At 67.8% G+C, this 20,287-nt stretch carries 25 protein-coding genes and 1 pseudogene; 18 read left to right on the top strand and 8 right to left on the bottom strand.

Annotated features, from left to right (window positions below):
• Positions 1-15: 15 nt before the first annotated feature.
• The 5 genes from MET2598_RS39470 to MET2598_RS39465 form a co-directional block, all read right to left on the bottom strand.
• Complete coding sequence (locus MET2598_RS39470; protein WP_084673875.1) at positions 16-564, bottom strand: GcrA family cell cycle regulator; 549 nt, start codon at positions 562-564, stop codon at positions 16-18.
• Between the two features lies 1 nt (position 565).
• Positions 566-754 carry a hypothetical protein gene (locus MET2598_RS0118665; protein WP_018261918.1) on the bottom strand — a complete coding sequence of 63 codons (189 nt, stop codon included), beginning with the start codon at positions 752-754 and terminating at the stop codon, positions 566-568.
• Positions 754-942 carry a hypothetical protein gene (locus tag MET2598_RS0118660; RefSeq protein WP_018261917.1) on the bottom strand — a complete coding sequence of 63 codons (189 nt, stop codon included), beginning with the start codon at positions 940-942 and terminating at the stop codon, positions 754-756. Before MET2598_RS0118660 ends, MET2598_RS0118665 begins: the two co-directional genes overlap by 1 nt.
• Positions 943-999: 57 nt before the next feature.
• The gene (locus MET2598_RS41330; RefSeq protein WP_157182208.1) at positions 1,000-1,164 is read right to left on the bottom strand and encodes a hypothetical protein; all 165 of its coding nucleotides are present in this window, start codon (positions 1,162-1,164) and stop codon (positions 1,000-1,002) included.
• 186 nt (positions 1,165-1,350) lie between these two features.
• Positions 1,351-1,767, bottom strand: a complete 417-nt coding sequence (locus MET2598_RS39465) for a helix-turn-helix domain-containing protein (RefSeq protein ID WP_084673874.1) — start codon at positions 1,765-1,767, stop codon at positions 1,351-1,353.
• Between the two features lie 68 nt (positions 1,768-1,835).
• Here MET2598_RS39465 and MET2598_RS0118655 point away from each other — a divergent pair, with 68 nt between their 5' ends.
• Positions 1,836-2,093: a helix-turn-helix transcriptional regulator gene (locus MET2598_RS0118655; protein ID WP_018261916.1), complete on the top strand. Its 258-nt coding sequence runs from the start codon at positions 1,836-1,838 to the stop codon at positions 2,091-2,093.
• A 404-nt stretch (positions 2,094-2,497) separates the two neighbouring features.
• Here the strand turns inward: MET2598_RS0118655 and MET2598_RS0118650 are convergent, their stop codons facing one another.
• Positions 2,498-2,836: a hypothetical protein gene (locus MET2598_RS0118650; RefSeq protein WP_018261915.1), complete on the bottom strand. Its 339-nt coding sequence runs from the start codon at positions 2,834-2,836 to the stop codon at positions 2,498-2,500.
• 104 nt (positions 2,837-2,940) lie between these two features.
• Between MET2598_RS0118650 and MET2598_RS41325 the strand changes: the two genes are divergently transcribed.
• The 13 genes and pseudogenes from MET2598_RS41325 (at position 2,941) to MET2598_RS38175 (ending at position 14,953) form a co-directional block, all read left to right on the top strand.
• Entirely contained in the window at positions 2,941-3,312 is a 372-nt protein-coding gene (locus MET2598_RS41325) for a hypothetical protein (protein ID WP_157182206.1), read from the top strand.
• On the top strand, positions 3,312-3,905 hold the full coding sequence (locus MET2598_RS38180; protein ID WP_018261913.1) for a hypothetical protein: 594 nt from the start codon (positions 3,312-3,314) through the stop codon (positions 3,903-3,905). The genes MET2598_RS41325 and MET2598_RS38180 overlap by 1 nt, the downstream gene beginning before the upstream one ends.
• An 81-nt stretch (positions 3,906-3,986) precedes the next feature.
• Complete coding sequence (locus MET2598_RS0118635) at positions 3,987-4,775, top strand: ATP-binding protein (protein WP_018261912.1); 789 nt, start codon at positions 3,987-3,989, stop codon at positions 4,773-4,775.
• Positions 4,776-4,806: 31 nt separating this feature from the next.
• Positions 4,807-5,346, top strand: coding sequence for a DUF669 domain-containing protein (locus MET2598_RS0118630; RefSeq protein WP_018261911.1), 540 nt, complete (start codon positions 4,807-4,809; stop codon positions 5,344-5,346).
• Positions 5,347-5,428: 82 nt separating this feature from the next.
• Entirely contained in the window at positions 5,429-5,644 is a 216-nt protein-coding gene (locus MET2598_RS0118625) for a hypothetical protein (protein ID WP_018261910.1), read from the top strand.
• Positions 5,637-6,611 (top strand): PD-(D/E)XK nuclease family protein, encoded by a 975-nt coding sequence (locus tag MET2598_RS0118620; protein WP_018261909.1) that lies wholly within the window; start codon positions 5,637-5,639, stop codon positions 6,609-6,611. Before MET2598_RS0118625 ends, MET2598_RS0118620 begins: the two co-directional genes overlap by 8 nt.
• Complete coding sequence (locus tag MET2598_RS0118615; protein WP_018261908.1) at positions 6,599-8,014, top strand: helicase-related protein; 1,416 nt, start codon at positions 6,599-6,601, stop codon at positions 8,012-8,014. The genes MET2598_RS0118620 and MET2598_RS0118615 overlap by 13 nt, the downstream gene beginning before the upstream one ends.
• A complete protein-coding gene (locus MET2598_RS0118610) occupies positions 7,999-8,934 on the top strand; it encodes a DNA-methyltransferase (RefSeq protein WP_330218351.1) in 936 nt (311 codons plus the stop codon). The genes MET2598_RS0118615 and MET2598_RS0118610 overlap by 16 nt, the downstream gene beginning before the upstream one ends.
• Positions 8,935-8,939: 5 nt before the next feature.
• On the top strand, positions 8,940-9,209 hold the full coding sequence (locus MET2598_RS0118605; RefSeq protein WP_018261906.1) for a hypothetical protein: 270 nt from the start codon (positions 8,940-8,942) through the stop codon (positions 9,207-9,209).
• Between the two features lie 34 nt (positions 9,210-9,243).
• Positions 9,244-10,179: pseudogene (locus MET2598_RS43795) on the top strand (Hint domain-containing homing endonuclease); the annotation flags it as partial.
• 84 nt (positions 10,180-10,263) lie between these two features.
• Positions 10,264-12,219, top strand: a complete 1,956-nt coding sequence (locus MET2598_RS42890) for a DEAD/DEAH box helicase family protein (protein ID WP_018261905.1) — start codon at positions 10,264-10,266, stop codon at positions 12,217-12,219.
• Positions 12,219-12,593 carry a DUF6511 domain-containing protein gene (locus MET2598_RS42205; protein WP_018261904.1) on the top strand — a complete coding sequence of 125 codons (375 nt, stop codon included), beginning with the start codon at positions 12,219-12,221 and terminating at the stop codon, positions 12,591-12,593. The genes MET2598_RS42890 and MET2598_RS42205 overlap by 1 nt, the downstream gene beginning before the upstream one ends.
• An 8-nt stretch (positions 12,594-12,601) precedes the next feature.
• A complete protein-coding gene (locus tag MET2598_RS38175; RefSeq protein ID WP_198293024.1) occupies positions 12,602-14,953 on the top strand; it encodes a bifunctional DNA primase/polymerase in 2,352 nt (783 codons plus the stop codon).
• Positions 14,954-14,958: 5 nt separating this feature from the next.
• Here MET2598_RS38175 and MET2598_RS39455 read toward each other — a convergent pair whose 3' ends face one another.
• Complete coding sequence (locus MET2598_RS39455) at positions 14,959-15,783, bottom strand: DUF4145 domain-containing protein (RefSeq protein WP_157182204.1); 825 nt, start codon at positions 15,781-15,783, stop codon at positions 14,959-14,961.
• A gap of 386 nt (positions 15,784-16,169) precedes the next feature.
• Between MET2598_RS39455 and nusG the strand changes: the two genes are divergently transcribed.
• Positions 16,170-16,853 carry a transcription termination/antitermination protein NusG gene (gene nusG, locus MET2598_RS36870; protein ID WP_018261902.1) on the top strand — a complete coding sequence of 228 codons (684 nt, stop codon included), beginning with the start codon at positions 16,170-16,172 and terminating at the stop codon, positions 16,851-16,853.
• A 158-nt stretch (positions 16,854-17,011) separates the two neighbouring features.
• Here the strand turns inward: nusG and MET2598_RS0118575 are convergent, their stop codons facing one another.
• The gene (locus tag MET2598_RS0118575; RefSeq protein ID WP_018261901.1) at positions 17,012-17,191 is read right to left on the bottom strand and encodes a hypothetical protein; all 180 of its coding nucleotides are present in this window, start codon (positions 17,189-17,191) and stop codon (positions 17,012-17,014) included.
• 113 nt (positions 17,192-17,304) lie between these two features.
• Between MET2598_RS0118575 and MET2598_RS43430 the strand changes: the two genes are divergently transcribed.
• The 3 genes from MET2598_RS43430 to MET2598_RS0118560 all read left to right on the top strand — a co-directional run bounded on the left by MET2598_RS43430 (position 17,305) and on the right by MET2598_RS0118560 (position 20,286).
• The gene (locus tag MET2598_RS43430; RefSeq protein ID WP_018261900.1) at positions 17,305-17,433 is read left to right on the top strand and encodes a hypothetical protein; all 129 of its coding nucleotides are present in this window, start codon (positions 17,305-17,307) and stop codon (positions 17,431-17,433) included.
• Between the two features lie 203 nt (positions 17,434-17,636).
• Positions 17,637-18,260 (top strand): hypothetical protein, encoded by a 624-nt coding sequence (locus MET2598_RS0118565; protein WP_051086516.1) that lies wholly within the window; start codon positions 17,637-17,639, stop codon positions 18,258-18,260.
• Positions 18,208-20,286: a phage terminase large subunit family protein gene (locus MET2598_RS0118560; protein WP_026190809.1), complete on the top strand. Its 2,079-nt coding sequence runs from the start codon at positions 18,208-18,210 to the stop codon at positions 20,284-20,286. The genes MET2598_RS0118565 and MET2598_RS0118560 overlap by 53 nt, the downstream gene beginning before the upstream one ends.
• The last annotated feature ends 1 nt before the right edge of the window (position 20,287 follow it).

Genomic DNA, 20,287 nt, shown 5'->3' with positions numbered 1-20,287 from the left:
AGCGCCGCCGGCACGTCATCGAGCGAGATGCAGATGTCGGTCACGAGATGCAGGTGCACGGAGAGGTCGATCAGGTTGGAACGCATCGAACTTCCTCTGCATCTCCCGTAGCCTCAGCTTCTCGGCCCGTTCTCGCGGGTCCACGAAGGCGCGGCGGCAGTGCTCCGCGCAGTACGACTTGCCGTCCGCGCAGATCTCGCCGCAGAACCGGTGCTGGTCCGGCCGCACCTTGTCGGCCGTCACCGGCCAGCGGCATCCGAGCGGCGGGATCTCACCCAGGCGGTACGGCCGCGCCGGCTCTGGTGAGGAGACCGGCGCCTCCGCCATTGGTACGGGCGGGGTAAGTGACGGTCGCTGCTCCGCCCTGGCGGTCGAGACCTCGGCGCGCTGACCCATCAGGCCCAGGCGCCGCACCTGCCCGAGGACGGCCGCACGCGTGCGTCGCGTGCCAAACTGGATGGTGAGCGCGGTGGCGATGTCGCCTCCGCTCATGCCGTCGCGCCACAGCTTGGCGAGGCGCTTCAGCACTGGCCCGGACCAGCGGGGCGCTGCCTCGGCCGCCATCTCACGCGGCCTCGACCAGGCCGAGCGCCTGCAGCGCGTAGGCCAGTGCGACGACGATGGTCGCGGCTGCGAATGCCCAGCGCAGGGCGATCAGGATGGCGGACGAGGAGGGCGCGACGTCGGGATCAACTACCATCCCGACCTGGCGGCTCTTGGCGCGCCACGCCTCGTCAGTGCGGTGATGCAGCATCACAGCACCGCCAGCAGGATGAACGCCGTGACGGCCGAGCCCGAGATCGCCGACAGGACGTAGCCTAGCAGGATCGCGGAGGTCCCGGGCGCCTCGCCCACATCGTCGTCCTCCCGCGGCAGGATCAGAAAGCCGTCGTCCGTGGTCCGCGAGTTCAGGCGAGAGGCGGAAAGAGGGGCAGTGCGCATTGGGGTGCTCCATCGCGAGGGGCGATGGGTATAATGCATCACATGCATGAAAGGTCGTCAATCGAGAAAATGCGTCTCATGCACATTTTCGCCGAACGCGTTGTCCACAGCTGTCCACAGCCCGCCGAACGTCGGCAGAAATTTCCGTTGCTCGCCGGGAATGTTCTTGCTTTGTTCACGATTGTTGACCCCGAGTCCCCGCAACGGGAACGCCCATGCCAACGTTGACACGGTTCGTGGTGCAGAGTTACCGCCTGAATTCAAACGGGGAATTTGTGGCCGACGATCCGTTGCACTTCCACTGCCCCCGTGAAGCAAAAGCACGAATGGAATATTTGGCGCCACGCAGGGACGGCGTTGTCGCATACAGATGGGCTGGTGACATGAGAACTGGCGAAACCGGGAAGATCAACCTGCTTTCGCGGGCCGGTTCTTTGCCGAAATACGCTGCGATTGCGCTTGGGATTGAGGAGCACGCGGCGTAGGCGTCTGAGGCCCATTCTCGGACGAAGTGACGAGCGCCTTGGCCACTTTCACAATCTGCTCGCGCTCTGCCGGCTTGGCCTGTTCCCAGATCGACCAAATCCCTTCCGGGTCGCTTGGGTCTCGGATGAGAAGATCAGAGATTTCGCAGTTATAAAATTCAGCGAGCATCTCAAGCAGGTCTTGCGAGTAGGGGACTTCACCCTTCTCGATACGACCCAGATTGGGCCCCGTCATGCCAACTTCGGCCCCGACCTGGGCCAACGAGTAGCCTCGATGCTTCCGCCACTGGCGAAGGAAAATCGGGCGACGCTCGCGCTTGGGCTTAGGAACGGGAGGCATGCGCTAGTGTCGCCATTGGCCCGGCGAAGGCTACGCTTGGCGATGCACATTCGTGCTTGACATGCACTATGTATGTCATGCACATTCCCGGCATGAAGCTCTCAGACTGGCTCAAAGCGAACGGTAAGTCCGCGGCGTGGCTGGCAAGCCAGGTCGGGCGAGACCCCTCGTTCATTACCCGCGTCAAGAACGGTGACGCGATGCCGTCGATCGCCGTCGCGGCCGAGATCCAGCGGATTACGAACGGCGCGGTCACGGCCGTCGATTTCGTGCCCGCTACGGCCGCGATCACGTCATGTGCCGCCGAAGCGGGGGCCGCCGCATGACAACGACCACAACCATTCAGATCCGTCGGTCCAGCAATCCTGGCCCAGCCGACGGAGCGCCCGGGTCGGCCCGTCGCCCTACCCAGTGCGGACCCGGGCGCGCAGCGGTGCCCGGCGAGCTTCCTGACCTGTCGCTCGCCGGGCACCCGAACACCGCCGTCCACTCGCGCCAACCCTCGGCGACCGGCCATTATGCATCCGCCCTTCCGGAAACTGCACTATCGGATCACGGCGGACGGTCGCCGCCAGTTCCTGACGCACGACGGGTGGGTGACGCTTCTTCGGCTCAGGACCTGACGCCGACGGCGCTCGACACGCTCGTCGCCCGGCTGCACGCCGCGGCCTCGCATGCCGGGCAGGTCGCGCGCGGAACCGAGATCCTCGCCGCCCGGCTACAGGTCAGCCTACCGCCGAACCAGTCCTGCCACGGCATCGACGATGCCGTACAGCACCATCAGGAACTTGCGCAGGTGTTGGCGGACGCTCTGGCAGTCATCGTTCGCTGCGCCGCGCAGCCTGACTTCCTCGACATCCTCGCCGCGTTGGAGCGCGGCGACCAAGTGTTCGTTGAAGCGGACGCGAGTGACGCGTCCGCGCCGTACATCGCCGTCGACCTTCGGCCTGCCAGGGCCGTTGTCGTTGGCGATCCTGCCCACGCGACCTGCCCGGCTGCCACGCCCTGGTCGCGCGTCCTCGACCTCGTCCGTTCGGGACACCGCAAGTCCTCCGGCCCTGCTCATCATGTGGTCCCTCCCGACACCCAGGGAAATGACCACAGGAGCGACCCAAGGTGTCGGGATTCTCACCCAAGCTCTCGGGAGGATCTCCCGAGGCCCCGGAGGATAGCATGAGCGCCCAGGCCGAGGCGCGGCAGCTCGTCGAGCTGATCGCCGGCCCGGTACGGCTCGGCGAGAACGTGAAAGCCGCGCTCGCGCGGGTCGCGCAGCTGACCGGGCTCGGCGATCGGCGAGTGCGCGGGATATGGAACGGAGAGGCGCGGCGGATCGAGGCCGCGGAGATGGACCGCCTCCGACAGGTAGCCATCGATGCCCGCATCCAAGAGGACGCTGCCCGTGCGTACCGTGCCCACCTCGCCCGTCTCGAAGCCTGCCGGCAGGCCGTTCGCGTACCGCCCGCGAACGTGGCTGGCGACGCTGATCATGGCGGCCTCGGGCTGGCTCGCACTGAAGATCGCTCCCTGGATCGGGGAGCTGTCTGATGGCGCGGGAGATCCTCCTCTACGGGATTGATCCCGGCCTCACCGGGGCGATCGCGCTGCTCGGCCTACGCGAGGGCTTCTTCTCGCTGTCCGTCTGGGACATGCCCCAGGTGCACAAGACCGTCGACGCTGCCGCGCTCGCCGGCATCATCAAGGACGGCCCGCGCCCGGACGGGATTGTGCTCGAGGAGGTGGGTCCGATGCCGCGCGACGGCGTGCGGCAGGCCTTCAGTTTCGGCCAATCCTACGCCACGGCGCGCACCGTCGCCCTGCTGTTGGAAGTGCCGCTGCACCTCGTGAAACCGCAAGCCTGGAAGGGCCACTTCCGCCTGCGCGGCGGGGAGGACGGGAAGGAGGCCGGCCGCGCGCTCGCGCTGCGCCGCTTCCCCCAGGCCGCGAAGAGCTTCGCGCGCAAGAAAGATCACAACCGGGCCGAGGCCGCCCTGCTCGCGCTCTACGGCGCCGAGCGGCTCCTGCCCGCGGGCTCGCTCTTCGATCCGGACCGGGTCGGGGGCGTGGCGACGGCCGGGGGCGTGGCGGCCCCCGGCCAACCCCTCACCGCTTCACCGAGGGCGACCGGAGTGCCGGACTGACCTCCGGCTCAGGTCCGCAATGCCTGGTCTCCGCTCCGGTCGCCCCGGATTTTCCTGGAGCAGGCGCAGACAGAGGACGTCATGGCGATCAGCCTCAAGACACTGCGCAGGCGCACCAACGAGAGCGCCCCGCGCATCCTGATCTACGGCCCGGAGGGTATCGGCAAGACCTCGCTCGCCGCCGAGTTCCCGGAGGCGGTGTTCATCCAGGTCGAGGACGGCACGCCGTCCGGCGTCTCCATCGACAGCTTCGGGGTGCTCACCTCGTTCGAGCAGGTCATGGAGGCCATCGCCGCACTCTACCAGGAGGAGCACGGCTTCCGCACCGTCGTGGTCGACGGCCTGGACCGCCTGGAGCCGCTCGTCTGGGGGCGGGTGTGCGAGCTGCACCAGTGGCGCTCGATCGAGGCGCCCGGTTACGGCAAGGGCTACAAGGAGGCGGACTACCTCTGGCGCGATTTCCTCGACGGGCTCAACGCCCTGCGCACCGACCACGGCATGACGGTCGTGCTGCTCGCGCACTCGGCGATCGACCGCTTCGACGATCCGCAGACCGCCAGCTACTCGCGTTACGACCTGCGCCTGCACCAGCGGGCGAGCGGCATCGTCAAGGACGAGGTCGATGCCATCCTGCTCGTGAAGCAGGACGCCTCCATCAAGTCCGAGGACCAGGGCTTCGGGAAGAAGCGGGCCCAGGCCGACGGCGGCGGGCAGCGCTGGATCTACACCGAGGGCCGGCCGGCTTTCGTCGCCAAGAACCGGTTCGGCATGCCCGAGAAGATCATGTTCCAGCCGGGCAGGGGCTACGCCGAACTCGCCAAATACCTGCCGGGTGCGGCCGAGCAGGCGCCGGCCGCCGACGCGGCCTGATCATCCCCGTTCGCAGAAGGAGACACGCGAGATGGCCAATCTTGGCGAGAGCATCGACGTCGACAACATCGTTCCGGAGCGCGGGGACTTCGAGCCCCTCCCGGCCGGCGAGTACATGGTGCAGATCACGGACAGCGACGTGGTCGAGGCTAAGACCGGCAACGGCCTGATCCTGAAGCTCACCTTCGAGGTGATGGACGGGGCGAACGCCAACCGTAAGCTCTGGCTCAACCTGAACTACAAGAACGCCAATGCGACGGCGCAGCGCATCGCCCACGAGCAGATCAAGCAGATCTGCGACGCGGCCGGCCACGCGGGCCACCTCACCGACAGCGAGGTGCTTCACTACAAGCCGATGCGGGTGCGCGTGACCGTGAAGAACGACCCCGGATACGGCCCGCGGAACGAGCTGAAGAAGTTCGGCGCGCTCGCCGGCGGTGCGCCGCCGCCCGGCAAGGCCCCGCCCCAGGCCAACACCTCGACGGCGAGGCAGACCCAGAACGGCGACGCCGCGGCGACGCAGCGCCCCGCCGGCAACGGTGGCCGGCCCTGGGGCAATCGCGCGGCCTGACGAAGCCGGAGCGGCCGGCGCTCGGAAGGGAAGCCAGGAGCCGGCCGCTCCTCCCGCATCGCTGACGACACGGAGACGCACGATGGTGAGCATCGAGCGCGGGGCGGAGCTTTGCCCGCGGCCCGCGGGACTGCAACCCTGCCGCTTCTGCGGCTCGACGGCCGCGGTGGTGGAGATCTACGGCGACCGGCCCGCGTCGGTACGCCGCCTGTGCTGCGGCTTCGAGGGCGGGCGGGAGTGGCTCGCGGCACCCTGCGCGAACGACGCCGTGGCGGCGGAGGCACGCCGTCATGGCTGAGCTGCCTCCCGTCGAATCGCCGACCGTGTCGGCCGTCTACGGCGCTCTGGTGCACGCGCGTCGCGACGAGGATCGCGGCTACCTCGGGATGTCGCAGTTCGGCACCGAGTGCGACCGCGCGCTCTGGTACGGCTGGCGCAAGGCCTACGACCCCGAAGCGCTCGACGGTCGGCGCATCCGGCTGTTCGAGACCGGGCACCTGGAGGAGTCGCGCCTCATCGCCGACCTGGAGCGGGCCGGCATGATCGTCTCCGCCAACGACTGGCGCACCGGCCGGCAGTTCGCGGTGTGGTCGCTCGGCGGCCACCTGCGCGGGCACCTGGACGGCAAGGTCGAGCGGGTTCCGGACGCGCCGAGAACGACGCACGTCCTGGAGTGCAAGACTCACAACGACAAGAGTTTCCGCGAGCTGCTGAAGGACGGTGTGGCGAAGTCGAAGCCCGGCCACTTCGCCCAGATGCAGTTCTACATGCACTTCACGAGCCTGACCCGCGCCCTCTACGTGGCGGTGAACAAGAACGACGATCAGCTCTACGCGGAGCGAGTCCGCTACGACGCCGCGGCCGCCCTGCAGCTCGTCGCCCGGGCGGAGCGGATCGTCCGCGCCGAGCGCCCGCCCGCGAAGCTGCACGCGGACCCGAGCGCGAGGGAGGCTTACGCCTGCGGCTGGTGCCCGGCCCGCAAGGTCTGCCACGAGGGCGCCTGGGCCCGGGTGAACTGCCGGACCTGCCTGCACGCGACGCCCGTTGTGGACGAGGGCGACGCCGGACGCTGGCACTGCGCTCGCTACGACCTGAACCTGACGCCGGATGAGCAGCGCCGCGGCTGCCCCTCGCACCGCTACGTGCCGGACCTCGTGCCCGGCGAGCAGCTCGACGTGGACGAGGAGGGGGAGACGATCTCCTACCGCCTCGCGGACGGCAGCCTCTGGACCGACGGCGCCGGCGCCGCGGGATGGCGCCCGTGAGCCTCGACAGCTACCGCGCCCTAGTGGCCGCCAAGCACGTCGCGGCGCCGCCCTGCGGCTTCCCGGACGTCGGCGACCGTGACCTGCTGCCCGGCCTGATCGACCACCAGCGGCACTGCCTGGAGTTCGCCCTGCGCGTCGGGCGGACGGCGCAGTTCCTGGACACGGGCCTCGGCAAGACGGCGCTGGCGCTCGCCTGGGGCGATGCGGTGGCCCGCCGGACCAACCGGCCGGTGCTGATGCTGGCCCCGCTCGCGGTCGCGTCGCAGCACGCGGCGGAGGCGCGGCGCGTCGGGGTGGACGCGCGGCTCTCCCGGTTCGGCACCGCGCCCGAGCGCGCCTGCGTGGCAATCACGAACTACGAGCGCCTGGAGCGCTTCGACCCGGCGGACTACGCCGCCGTCATCCTCGACGAGAGCAGCATTCTCAAGAGCTTCACCGGGGCGACGAAGCGCAAGCTCGTCGAGGCCTTCGCGGGCACGCCCTACCGGCTCGCCTGCACCGCCACGCCGGCCCCGAACGACCACACCGAGCTTGGCCAGCACAGCGAATTCCTGGGCGTGATGCGCCCGCCGGAGATGCTGTCCCGCTGGTTCATCGCGGAGCAAGCAAACGCTGGCCGCTATCGGCTGAAGAAGCCCGCGATGCGCCCATTCTGGGACTGGGTAGCGAGCTGGGCCCGCTGCGTCTCCCGGCCGTCCGACCTCGGATTCCCGGATGACGGCTTCGCCATGCCCGAGCTGGTGGTGCGGCGCCACGTCGTGCAGGCCGACCGCGCCCGCGACGCGGGCGCGGAGAAGGACGGCCAGGGGCGGCTGTTTCGGATCCCGAAAGCCTCGGCGACCTCCATTCACCAGGAGAAGCGCCTCACGAAGGATGAGCGGGCGGGTCGCGTCGCCGAGCTGGTGCGCGCCGAGCCGGGCGAGGCCTGGCTCCTCTGGGTTGAGACGGACTATGATGCCGACGCCCTGCGCGAGGTGCTGCCCGAGGCCGTCGAGGTCCGGGGCTCGCACCACATCGACGTCAAGGAGGAGCGGCTGGCGGCATTCTCCGCCGGTCAGATCCGCGTCCTGATCACCAAGCCGAGCATCGCCGGATTCGGGCTGAACTGGCAGCACTGCGCCCGCATGGCCTTCATGGGCCTCTCGTTCTCCTACGAGAGCTTTTACCAGGCGGTGCGCCGCTGCTGGCGCTTCCGGCAGACCCGGGACGTGCACGCGCATGTGGTCTGCGCCGACACCGAGGCCTCGATTTGGGACGTGGTGAACCGGAAATCCGGCGACCACTCCCGCATGAAGGCCGAGATGGCCGCCGCCATGGCGCGGGCGGCCCGCCAGCACCGCATCCTCGAAACCTACGATCCTCAGCAGGGAGCGCGGTTACCCGCGTGGATGATGCCGTGACCGCAAACGTCTTCGCCTCTCACATCGGCCAGCGCTTCGCCGCTTACAACTGCGACACGGTGGAATTTACGGCAGAAATGCCGGATAACAGTATTGATTTTTCCGTTTATAGTCCTCCGTTTAGTTCATTATATATTTATTCCGAGAGCGAGCGCGACATGGGCAATGTCGGCTCGGACGACGAGTTTCAGGCCTGCTACCGGCATCTCGTGCGCGAGCTGTTCCGGGTCACCAAGCCTGGGCGGCTGACCGCGATCCACGTCAAGGATCTGGTCTACTACTCCAACGCCTCCGAGAAGGGCGACCGCGGCATCCGCGACTTCACCGGCGCCTGCATCCGCACCCACGTCGAGGAGGGCTGGACCTTTCATCGCCGCATCACGATCGACCGCTGCCCGGTCCGGGAGATGCAGAAGACGAAGTCGGACCGGCTCCTCTACAAGAACTTCCGCACCGACGCGGCGCGCACCGGCGGCGGCCTGCCCGAGTACATCGTGGTGTTCCGCAAGTGGGCCGACGGCATGGATGCCGTGCCGCCGGTGCTCCACGATCCCGAGCGGCACCCGCTGGAGAGCTGGCAGGACCTGGCCCAGCCGATCTGGATGACCTCGGGCATCTGGCACGACACCGACGAGACCGACGTGCTGAACGTCAGGCTCGCGCGGGACGACGCGGCCGAGAAGCATCTCTGCCCGATGCCGCTCGACCTCACCGAGCGGCTGGTCCGCCAGTACACGAACCCGGGCGAGACGGTCTACTCGCCGTTCATGGGCATCGGCTCGGAGGGCTACCAGTCCCTCCTGCAGGGCCGCAGGTTCGTCGGCACGGAGCTGAAGGCGTCCTACTACGCCCAAGCCGTGAAGTACCTGGGCGAGGCCGAGCGCCAGGGCGCGCGGGCCGACTTGTTCGCGGCGGAGTAGCGGCCGTGCCGAACTTCCGCTCCATGCCGGTCTTCCGGCCCGGCATCGTCGGCACCTTCACGCGCGGGACGGACGCGGTGCTGCTGTCGGGCGTGCTCGCCAAGGTGCTGGAGGCCTATCCGGTCCGGCTCGCGCTCGGCGACCCGTTCAACCGCGCGCGCCGGGCGAGCGCGCTGAGCCTCCTGGAGAACCTGCCGCCGCGCACGCAGGAGCGGATCGCGGCGGCCTACGAGGCCAAGCGCGGCGAGGAGCTGAACCGTGACGCCCGGGACTGACAACCTCTTCGAGCGCCGGCCGGCCGGCACCGCGATGCAGTCGCGCATCTACCAGGTGCGGACGGTGCAGGCCCTGCTGGACTACTGGCGGGCCGGCGGCGGCAACCCTCTCGTCGACCTCGCCACCGGCTGCCATGCCCGCGGCACGCTGATCATGATGGCTGATGGCGGCCTGAAGCCCGTCGAGGATATCGCTCAAGGCGACCTCCTGATGGGGCCTGACAGCCGTCCTCGCCGCGTTCTGCGGCTCTGTCGCGGGCGCGAGGAGATGTACCGGATCACCCCGATCAAGGGAGAGCCCTTCATCGTCAATGCCAGTCACATTCTTCCTCTGTGCAGGACAGGCTGCGCTCCCGAGACAGGAACAGCAAATATTACGGTGAGATCGTGGATTGCTACAAACAATAACTTCAAGCATCTTTACAAATTACGTCGATCTGCGGTGGATTTTCCGTCTCGTCCTGATCCATCAATTCCCGCATGGGTTGTTGGCGTACTGCTCGGCGATGGTTCCCTGATCAACGGAGTGTCGCTTACGAGTCCTGATCCAGAAGTCTTAGACGGTATCTGTGATCACATGGAGACCATTGGTTTGCGCGTCAGAGTCGCGAGAAAAGCCAATAACAAGGCATGGGATGTTCACTTTGCGGACGATGCCGCCAATCGAATGAATCCGAACAGGATGATGGCGCAACTCTCTGCGATCGGGATTGCTCGCGTGGGCGCAGCTGACAAACACATACCTGATGAATACAAACTCGGATCCCGCGAAGTGCGGCTTGGAGTGCTCGCTGGCCTTCTAGACACTGATGGTCATTATGACAAATCGGGAACGTTCGATTACATCTCCAAATCAGAACATTTAGCGTCAGATGTCGCCTTTGTAGCGCGCAGTCTCGGATTTTACGCAAAGTCCGTGGCTTGCACAAAAACCTGCCAAACCGGTGGAGGTGGAACTTACTGGCGGGTGTGCATTTCCGGAGACCTCAATCGAATACCAACGCGCGTCAAGCGCAAACAGGCGTCACCGCGGCTACAGAAGAAAAATGTTCTGATGACCGGTTTTACCGCGGAGCCCATCGGAGAAGATGAGTTCTTCGGTTTCGAACTTGATCAAGATCACCTCTATCTCACCTCTGATTTCGTAGTTCACCACAACACCGGCAAGTCGGTCTGCATCGCCCAGGTCATCGACCTCGTGCTCACCGAGTGGCCCGACATGCGGGTGCTGGTGCTGGTGCACGTGAAGGAGCTGGTGGCGCAGAACGTGAAGGCGCTGCTGCGCCTGCGCCCGGGCGCGCCGATCGGCATCAACTCGGCGGGCCTGGGCCGGCGCGACCAGCACGCCCAGGTGCTGTTCGCCAACGTCCAGTCCGTCTACCGGCACGACGCCTACTCGCTCGGGACGCGCGACCTAGTGCTGATCGACGAGGCCCATCTCGTGCCGAAGTCCGGCGACGGCATGTACCGGACCCTCATCGAGAAGCTGCGCCACCGCGTGCCGGACCTGCGGGTGGCCGGCTTCACCGCCACGCCCTACCGGCTCGACAGCGGGCGCCTTGACCAGGGGCCGGACCGGCTTTTCGACCGCATCGTCTACACCTACGGCATCGGCGACGCGGTGCGGGACGGCTGGCTCGCGCCCCTGGTGTCCAAGGCGACGCTCACCGGCTTCGACCTCTCCGGCGTCGCGCGGCGCGGCGGCGAGTTCGTGGAGGGCCAGCTGCAGGAGGCCGTCGACAGGGACAACGTCACCGAGGCCGCCTGCGACGAGATCGTGGCGCTTGGCCAGGACCGGCAGTCCTGGCTCGCCTTCTGCGCCGGGGTGGAGCACGCGCTGAACGTCCGCAACGCGCTGCGCCGCCGGGGCGTCGCGGCCGAGATGGTGACCGGCGAGACGCCGCCGGCCGAGCGCGACCGGCTGGTCGCGCGGTTCCGCGAGGGACGCATCCGCTGCCTGACCAACGCCATGGTGCTCACCACCGGCTTCGACGCCCCCGGGGTGGACCTCATCGCCATGCTGCGCCCGACCCTGTCGACGGGCCTCTACGTCCAGATCTGCGGGCGCGGCACCCGGCCGGTCTACCCGGACGGCTTCGACCCGAACAACGCCACCGCCGACGAGCGCCGGCAGGCCATCGCCGAGAGCGAGAAGCCGAACTGCCTGGTGCTCGACTTCGCGCAGAATGTGCTGCGGCACGGGCCGGTCGACGCGCTGACGCCGCCCGATGCCGCCCCGGGCGCCCCGAGGGGCGGGGCCGACGCCGTCGTGAAGCCCGAGACGATCCGGGCCAAGGTCTGCCCGAACTGCTCCACCCTGGTCGGCCTCGACGAGTACGCCTGCTCCGCGCCGGGCTGCGGATTCGAGTGGGAGCGCCCGCGGCCGCAGCACGACGCGGTGGCGGACGCCGAGCGCCCGATCATGCAGGGCGCGCCGCCCCCGCCCCCGGACCCGTGGGTGCCCGTCACCGGCATGAGCGCGGCTCGGCACGTGAAGCGCTTCGACCCGGACGCGCCGCCGACCGTGCGGGTGGAGTACGAGTGCGGCTTCGTCGGCCACAGCGAGTGGGTGTGCTTCGAGCACGGTGGCGTGGCGCGGGCCAAGGCCGAGAAATGGTGGCGCGACATGCGTGGCCGCCAGCCCGTGCCGGCGACGGTGGACGAGGCCCTGGAGCGCATCCTGGACGGGGAGATCGCCCGGCCGAGCCACGTCGTGGTGAGGAAGGACGGCAAGTTCAGCCAGGTCGCGAGCCGCCGCTTCGCGCCCGCCGAGCTGGAGCGCGTGCGCGCCTACGCGCCCCGGCCCGTCACGGAGCGCGAGGATGCGCGGTGGTGGCAGGTGCTCGGCACGGCGCCCTGCGCCGACGAGGACGAGGTGAAGGCCGCCTTCCGGCGCCTCGCCCGGGAGCACCATCCGGACGCGGGCGGCTCGCACGCGGCGATGAGCAACATCAACCGCGCCTACGTCGAGGGTCTGCGGGCGGCGGCCGCCGCGGAGATGCCGTTCTGATGGGAGGGGCAGCCGCCGTGGCGCGGATCAAGGGAGACCGGGAGCCCGTCCTCTGCGGGGTGTGCCGGCGCCGGGCCTACGGCTACGGCGTCGCCCCCGCGCAGAGCAAACCCGTGATGTGGCTATGCGACAGCCCGGAGTGCTGGGCGCTCGGGCAGGGAGTCTACACCATGCCAACGGCGGAACTCGACGAGTTCGAGAAGGCGGCCCGGGACGCGGCCGGGGAGCGCGCGGGCGCCTACCTCGACAGCATCGGCAAGACCGACCTCGCCCAGCTCACGGGGGAGGAGTGGCGGCTGTTCCTGCACCAGGTCATCGTCGGCTTCGAGGACGAGTTGCGCGCGATCTTCCGCAAGTCGCTGGCCCCATTCTGAGCATGATCATGGCTAGCGTTCCGGGTGCGTACGGTCAGGTCGGTGCCCGCCTCGTCGAGCGCGGCTACGCGGCGATCCCCATCATCCCGGGCACCAAGCGGCCCGGGCTGCCGCTCGCCGACGGCTCCTGGATCGGCATGGACGACTGGCAGGCGCGGTTCCGCCATCGCCTGCCCGTGGACGTGGAGATCGACCGCTGGTCGGACAGCGACGCGGGCGTGGGCATCGCGCTCGGGCCGCCCTCGGGCGGGGTGGTGAGCGCCGACATCGACACGGACGATCCGGAGATCCGCGCCGCCATCCTGGGCGTGCTGCCGGCGACCACGGTGGGCAAGGCCGGGCAGAAGGGCGAGACGCTGTTCTACCGTGGCAGCGCCAAGTTCCCCTCGCGGGCCTTCAACGTCCCCGGCCCGGGCGGCAAGCCAGTGCGGGTCCTGGACCTGCTCGGCCAGGGGAAGCAGACCGTCCTTCCCCCGACCGTGCACCCCGACACGGGCGAGCCGTACCGCTGGACGCGGTTGCAATCGCTCGACAGCGTCGCGCCCGACGACCTGCCCTGGATCGACGACGACGTCGCGGAGCGCATCGCCGAGGCCCTGCGGCCCTTCGGCTACCAGGCGGAGCCGGAGCGCCCGCCGCGCCGCGAGGTCTCCGCCGGCGAGGAGGCGCCGCACCGCGCTCTCAACAACCGCGCCATGGCGGACCTCGGCGCCTGGGTGCCGCAGCTCGGCCTCTACAAGCTCCGGCGCATGCTCGGCGGCTACCGGGCGGTGGCCACGTGGCGGCCCTCGCACCGCGGCCGGCCGCTCGAGCAGCGCTCCACCAACCTCAAGATCCACCCGGAGGGTATCCGGGACTTCCACGACGGCGACCGCGCCTACACGCCCCTCGACCTCGTGATGGCGGCGCGCGGCCTCGCGCTGGACGAGGCCTTCGAGTGGCTCGGCCGGCACGTCGGGTTCGGCGAGGGCCTGACCATCGACCTGCAGCCCCGGCGCGTCGAGCTGCGCGAGGGCGTGGTGATCGACGCCGAGACCGGCGAGGTGCTGGAGGCGCCCGCGAGCGGCGACACCCGCGACTTCCCGGACGAGGACCTGCAGGTGCCCGGGCTGGTGGGCGAGATCGCGGACTGGATCATGGCGAGCTCGCCGAAGCCCATCCGCTTGTTCGCGGTGGCGGCCGCGCTGGTGACGGTCGGCACGCTGATCGGCCGCCGGGTCTATTGCGGCACGCCGCGCTCGGGCGCGCACCTCTACGTGATGACGATCGCCGGCACCGGTGCGGGCAAGGAGCGGCCGCAGGAGGCGGTGCGCCAGATCCTGGACGCGGTGTCGAGCCACCGGATGCACACGGCGGCCGCCTCCTCTGCCTCGTCGCTGGCCATGCGGCTCGCCGAGCGGCCCGTGCAGGTGCAGATCGTGGACGAGGTGGACAAAATCTTGCGGCGGGTCGGGCACCGAATGGCTAACGCCCAAGAGGCTGAAATGCTGCAGGACTACTGCACCCTGTGGGGCAGGGGCATGGGGACGTTCATCCCCAATTCCACCACGACGCGCGGTGACATCCTGATCCAGCGGCCGTGCCTGTCGCTCTACGGCGCCACCACCTTTACGTCGTTCTACGAGCAGATGCGCTCGAAGCTCGTGAGCAACGGCTTCCTCAACCGCTTCCTGGTGCTGCCCCGGTTCGAGCGGGTGGGCGTGCAGGCGAAGGTCGCGCCGGAGGAGGTGGTGCCGGAGGGCATCGTGGCGGCCGCGAAGCGGCTGTTCGAGTTCCAGGACGCGCCCCCGCCCGGCGGCGATCCGCGCCGGCACCTTGGGGCCACCGCGACGCTGATGGATCCGGCCCGGCCTCCGCCGCTCGTGGTGGTGGAGATGTCGGCCGAGGCGCAGGCGATCTACGACGAGTGCCGCGCCCGCGATGAGAACATGCTGTGCCGGGCCGACGAGGATCCGCTGTACGAGGCCTGGAGCCGCGGCGCGGAGCTGACGAAGCGCGTGGCACTCGTTGTCGCCTGCGGGCGCTTCGCCGAGGCCGGGCTCGAGGGCGTGATCGTCGAGGAGGGCGATATGGCCTTCGCCCGCCGGCTGGTGGATTGGTCGTTCAGCCTGTTCGTCACGGGCCTTCGCGAGAACATGGCCGAGAACGAGCATCAGGCTGGAATGAAAGCCGTGTTGGCCTTCATCCGGGCGGCGGGCCAGCCGGTGACCCGTTCTGATGTATACCGCCGGGTCGACGGACGTATGGATGCCCGGCAACTCGATGGGGTGATGAGGTACCTCTTGACCAGTGGTCAGATAGAAGAATTGGTTGAAAAGACAAAAGGCAGGCCAAAAACCTTCTACCGCACAGCTGATTAGTTGCATTACGGCCTGGATGCGGGGTGAGGTGGCTGCGCCAAATCGGCAGCGGTGAGTTCTTTGGCTTGCGCGTTGTTTCTAACTTTTTGCGAGCGGGGAGGGACTAGGGATTTTATATTTTGGGCGACGTCGTTGAGTTTCCTTCTATCTGAAGGTTCGACGAATGCATGATAAATAAAATGCTCAAGAATTTCCATCATCGCATTAAGTTCGTCCAATCTTGGTCGCCAGCCTCGGTGAGCTGAGGCACTGCCAGCATCTATAAAAGCTTCAATCCTGGCTCTATCCGATGGCCCGATATGTTTTTTTTCTACAAGTTCATCTATCTTTTCTTTGAAATTCAAACTGCTATCAATATCAAGCATTTTGGATGCAACGTCGAATACTGTTCTCATTCCAATGGCAGCTAACATTCTGAGTTCATTATTGAGTGCTCCATAAACTTCAACTAAAGCAGCTTCTAATTCGGACGGGTCTTCGACGGGTATCCGTCTGCTATCAAACCATTCAGGGTATTTTCTTGATGCAACTGCTGGCCAGTAAACATTATGCTCAACTAGTTCGATCTCGTCGTGATCTCCTCTTATATAATCTTCAGAATTCGCATTTGTAATCATAAAAAATGTATAATCGCAACCCATGCATTGTAATATTTGATGGTGTGAATAGAAATATATGCCATCGTACTCACTATGATGGCTGAATTTGCCCCTGATCCAGCAGTTTCTAACTCCTCCGCATGAGCTGCATTCAGCTTTCCTCGTTTCTGAAATTTTTATTTTTTGTTCTTGTCCGCCTGTCATTTGATGTTGCTTTCGTTTTGCGACCATTATGCATTTTTTGCATGGCCAGCTTGGGGTGCGCATACCTCGCCGAGTGAGCAGATTATTACCGCCATGACCGGCCCCCACAAACCTTTTTACGGCGGTGCGGAAAGGGGCTGGGCGGCTTATTGCACCAACCGCAAAAAGTCAGGATGGGTAGAAAGTTTGGGACCTAACTCTTTATAAAGAAGAGAAAAAATCTTTTTACTCTTCTTCCTTGTATTCCATTCCTGTCCCTATCTCAGACCCTGAATCAGGGTCTCTCTCCAGGAATCGGCTTTTTACCCCGGCAGAATGGGCATCAGAGGGATTGACGCTGATTTCTCAATATGATGAGCGCGCCACGCCCTTACCCGGTCCGGATCTCCCGCCACGGAGATCTGCGACCCCACATGAGCCGCACCGCCAAGTCGAAGAAGCAGCGCCTGCGCGAGAAGCGCCGCCGCCAGTCCGCGAAATTCGCCGCCAGGGCCCAGCAGGCCGGCTCGGCGCCCGAGAGGGCCGAGAAGCGCCGCAAGGTCGCCCAGGGGGGCGGGAGCGCCCGCGGCGAGCCCCTGCGGGTGGACGAGGGGCGCACGTGGCACCTCGTCACCACGGCGCCTTGCCAGATGGCTCCCGCGCTCGACCGGCTGAGGGAGCAGGGCATCCCGACCGTGGTGCCCCGCGTCGAGGCGGTCGGCCACCGGGAAGGGCGCCCCTACACCCGCCGCCTCGCGATGTTCCACCGCGCCGTGTTCGTGGGCGTGGCCGAGGAGGGCGAGCTGCGGGACAAGGTTCTGGCCACGCGCGGGGTCGGGCGCGTGCTGCGCAACCCGGCCAGGGAGGACATGGCCCCCATGACGATCGGGGGCGGCGAGATGGCCGCCTTCGTGGCCCGCATCGGCCTCACGGAGGAGCGCGCGCCGGCCGGATTCGCCGAGGGCGACGAGGTGGTGATCGCGACGGGCCCGTTCGCGAGCTTCCCGGCGCTGGTCGAGGAGGTGCTGCCTCACGGCCGGCTTAAGGTCGCGGTGCGGATCTTCGGCAGGGCGACGCCCCTCGAGTGCGGCCTTGCCGACGTCAGGCCGGCCGGATAGATTGCGCGCCATCGGGATCGAAGTCCGGCGCTTGTCTCCCCCTCACGGGGTCGATGTTGAGCCCCGGGGGAGACGGGACAGCCGTTCTCCGCGGTGTGGAGGCTTGTGGCCTCCGCTTGCCTTCTCCCGAACCTCGTCGATCTCTCCGAGGTGGGGGCTCAGTTGAGCCCCATCCCCCACATCTCCGCCGGCACCACCACGATCACGTTCTCCCGCAGGAGGCCGTTGAGCTGCTCCGCCTTCCGGGTGGCCAGTGTCTCGCTCATCGGCTTGCCGTGCGGCCTGTTGGTCCTGGTGTTGTGGAGGAAGTGGGTCCGGGCGGCGTTGGTCTTGGTCATCCGTGTCTCTCCTCTGCCTATATCTCTGTTTTACCTATCATTACTTACGATGTCAACAGCATAAGACAGAACAGGCAAGGATATTTGCCAGATTTGCCGTAGGACGGAGAGTGATGATGTCCGGATACACGGGCGGAACCGGCTTCGGCCGAGTGCTCCTCATGGTCGTCGGTGGCCTCACTGCCTGGTTCGCGCTCCTGATCGGCGTGCTGCAAGTCCTGACTGCCTTGGCAGGTCAGTGAGCGAGGGCGCCATGGCCGACATCCGCAGCACGTCCGTCGACCGGCGTGAGGGGCGCACCCTCCCCGCCGCCTGATCGTCACCGTGTCTGACGCGGGGTCAGGGCCCCTGGAGGGTCCGGATGGATACGGGTGGTCGGGGCCCCGGTTTTTCCTAGCGCTGGGCCGCCGGAACCCGGTAACCGGCCCCTTCGGTAACGTGATTCATGGAAGCCTCCGGCCCCCGCCAATACCTCAGTCAGGCCGCTTTCGCGCGGCACCGTGGCGTCTCACGCAAGGCGGTAACCGACTGGAAGCACAAGGGCTTGCTGTCGCTCAACGAGGACGGTTTGGTCGACGTCGAAGCCACCGAATGGAATCTTGACCAGCGCCCGGCCAAATACAGGGGCGGCGTTACGCACCGACCGGTGCGCGCCATGCTGGGCAGCGAGCGCCCGGCGCGCGGGCCGAAGCCGGCCGGCAAGCCGGAGAGGGAGCAGCCCAAGATCGTGATCGAGGTCGGGGAAGGAGGCGAGGCCGAGATCGACCTCGACGCCGCCGACCTCCCTCTCGCCGACGCGATCCGGCGGAAGGAGAACTTCCTCGGCCTGCAGCGCAAGCAGGCCGTCGAGAAGGAGGATCGCAGGCTGGTCGATCGCGCGGCGGCCGAGCGGCTGTTCTTCGAGGTCGCCCGGGACCTGCGCGACGCCTGGGCATCCTGGCCGGCCCGGGTCGCCATCGTGATGGCCGACGAGCTGCAGGTCGACCCGCGGGCCCTGACGACGATCCTGACCAACCATGTCCACCAGCACCTCGCCGAACTCGGCGAGCCCTCCGCGACACTCGGCTGACACCGCGAGCCTCCTGCGGGCGTGGCGCCGGGGTCTGACCCCGCCTCCGAGCCTCAACGTGGTCGAGTGGGCGGAGACGTACCGCCGCCTGAGCAAGGAGAGCTCGAACGGCGGCCGCTTCATCACCGCCCGGGTCGAGGTGGCCCGCGGGCCGATGCTCTCGGCGACCGAGCCTGGCGTGTCGGTGATCACCCTGATGGCCTGCACGCAGCTGCTGAAGACGACGGTGATCGAGAACATCCTCGGCCGCTTCATGCACCTTGATCCCTGCCCCACCCTGGTGGTGCAGCCGAAGGACGACGCGGCCGAGACCTTCTCCAAGGACCGGCTCGCGCCGATGATCCGGGACACCCCGGCACTGCGCGAGGTGTTCGGGGAGGCGAAGTCGCGGGACGCCGGCGACACTCTCACCCACAAGCAGTTCCCCGGCGGGCACATCACGCTGGTGGGGGCGAACAGCCCCACCAACCTCGCGATGCGGCCCATCCGGCTGCTGTGCTGCGACGAGATCGACAAGTACCCGCTCTCGGCGGGAGGGGAGGGGCCGCCGATCGACCTCGCCGAGGAGCGCCAGGCCGAGTTCAAGGCGAACAGTCTCTCGGTGCGGGCCTGCTCCCCGACCGTGGCGGGCCGTTCGGCGATCGAGTCCTCCTACGAGGAGAGCGACCAGCGCAAGGCCTTCGTGGCCTGCCCGCACTGCCGGGGCTGGCACCCGCTGGAGTGGGAGCAGGTCCGCTTCGACAAGGACGAGGACGGCCGGATCCGGCCCGAGACGGCCCGCTACGAGTGCGCCGAGTGCGAGCGGCCCTGGTCGGAGGCGCAGCGCCTCGTCGCGCTGCGCAGGATCGAGTGGCGGCAGACCAGGGCCTTCACCTGTTGCGGCGAGCGGCAGGTGCCGGAGACGTGGGAGGAGGAGCGGCACGGCGTGCGGCGGGCGCTCTGTCGATGCTGCGGGGCGCGGGCGGTGCCGAACGACCACGCCGGGTTCCAGGTCTCGAAGCTCTACGCCCCCAAGCAGATGGTGCGGGAGACGGTGGCGAAGTTCGCGCGGGCGCTGCGCCGGGGTCCGGAGGCCCTGCGCACCTTCTTCAACACCCAGCTCGCCCGGACCTGGAAGGAGGGCGCGGACGCCCCCGAGTGGCAGGACGTCTACGCGCGGCGGGACGCGTACCTGTCCGGCACGGTGTCGCGAGCGGCGCTGATCCTCTTCGCCGGGGTGGACGTCCAGAAGGATCGGCTGGAGGTCGGGATCTGGGCCTTCGGCCGGAACCGGGAGCGCTGGCTGGTGGAGCACCGGGTGCTGCCCGGCGCGACCAACCGCCCGGAGGTGTGGGCGGAGCTGGAGGCCATGTTCGACGAGACGTGGCAGCACGAGAGCGGGGCCGAGATGGCGGTGCGGGACTGGGGCATCGACTCCAGCGGCTTCACCGCCGAAGTCTACGCCTTCGTGCGGCGGCAGGCCGGGCGGCCGGTCCACGCCGTGGACGGGCAGGACAGCTACGCCGGCGCCTTCCTGGGCGTGGGCGCCAAGGACAGCACGGCGGCCGGGAAGAAGCTGCGGCGCGGGCTGAAGACGGTCCGGATCGGGGTCTCGTTCGTCAAGCAGGAGCTGATGGGCTGCCTCGCCCTGCAGCGCCCTCCGGAGGGCCGGCCGTTCCCGGCCGGGTTCGTGCACCTGCCCCGGGACGTCACCGAGGACCAGGTCAAGCAGCTCACCGCCGAGGAGCTGGTCACGCACGTCGCGCGCGGCCGCACGCGCCGGGAATGGGTGCCGATCGGCGGGCGCCGCAACGAGGTGCTGGACTGCGCGAACTACGCCCGCGGGCTGGCCGCGATGCGGGGGTGGGACCGCTGGCGGGAGGTGCACTGGCGCGAGCTGGAGGCCGCGCTCGGGATCGACCGCGAGCGCCCCGCGCCGGACGAGGTCGCCGTACCTCCGGAGGTGGCGGCGCGCTCGCTCGCCGCCCGCAATCAGCAGCGCCGCGCCGTGCGGCGCAGCCGGGTCAACAACCGGCCGATGAGGTAGA

Origin of the sequence: Methylobacterium sp. WSM2598 (assembly GCF_000379105.1) — a bacterium.
Taxonomy (GTDB): Bacteria; Pseudomonadota; Alphaproteobacteria; order Rhizobiales; family Beijerinckiaceae; genus Methylobacterium.
Note: the sequence above shows the minus strand (reverse complement) of the source record. Positions and strands in the feature narration are given on the sequence as shown.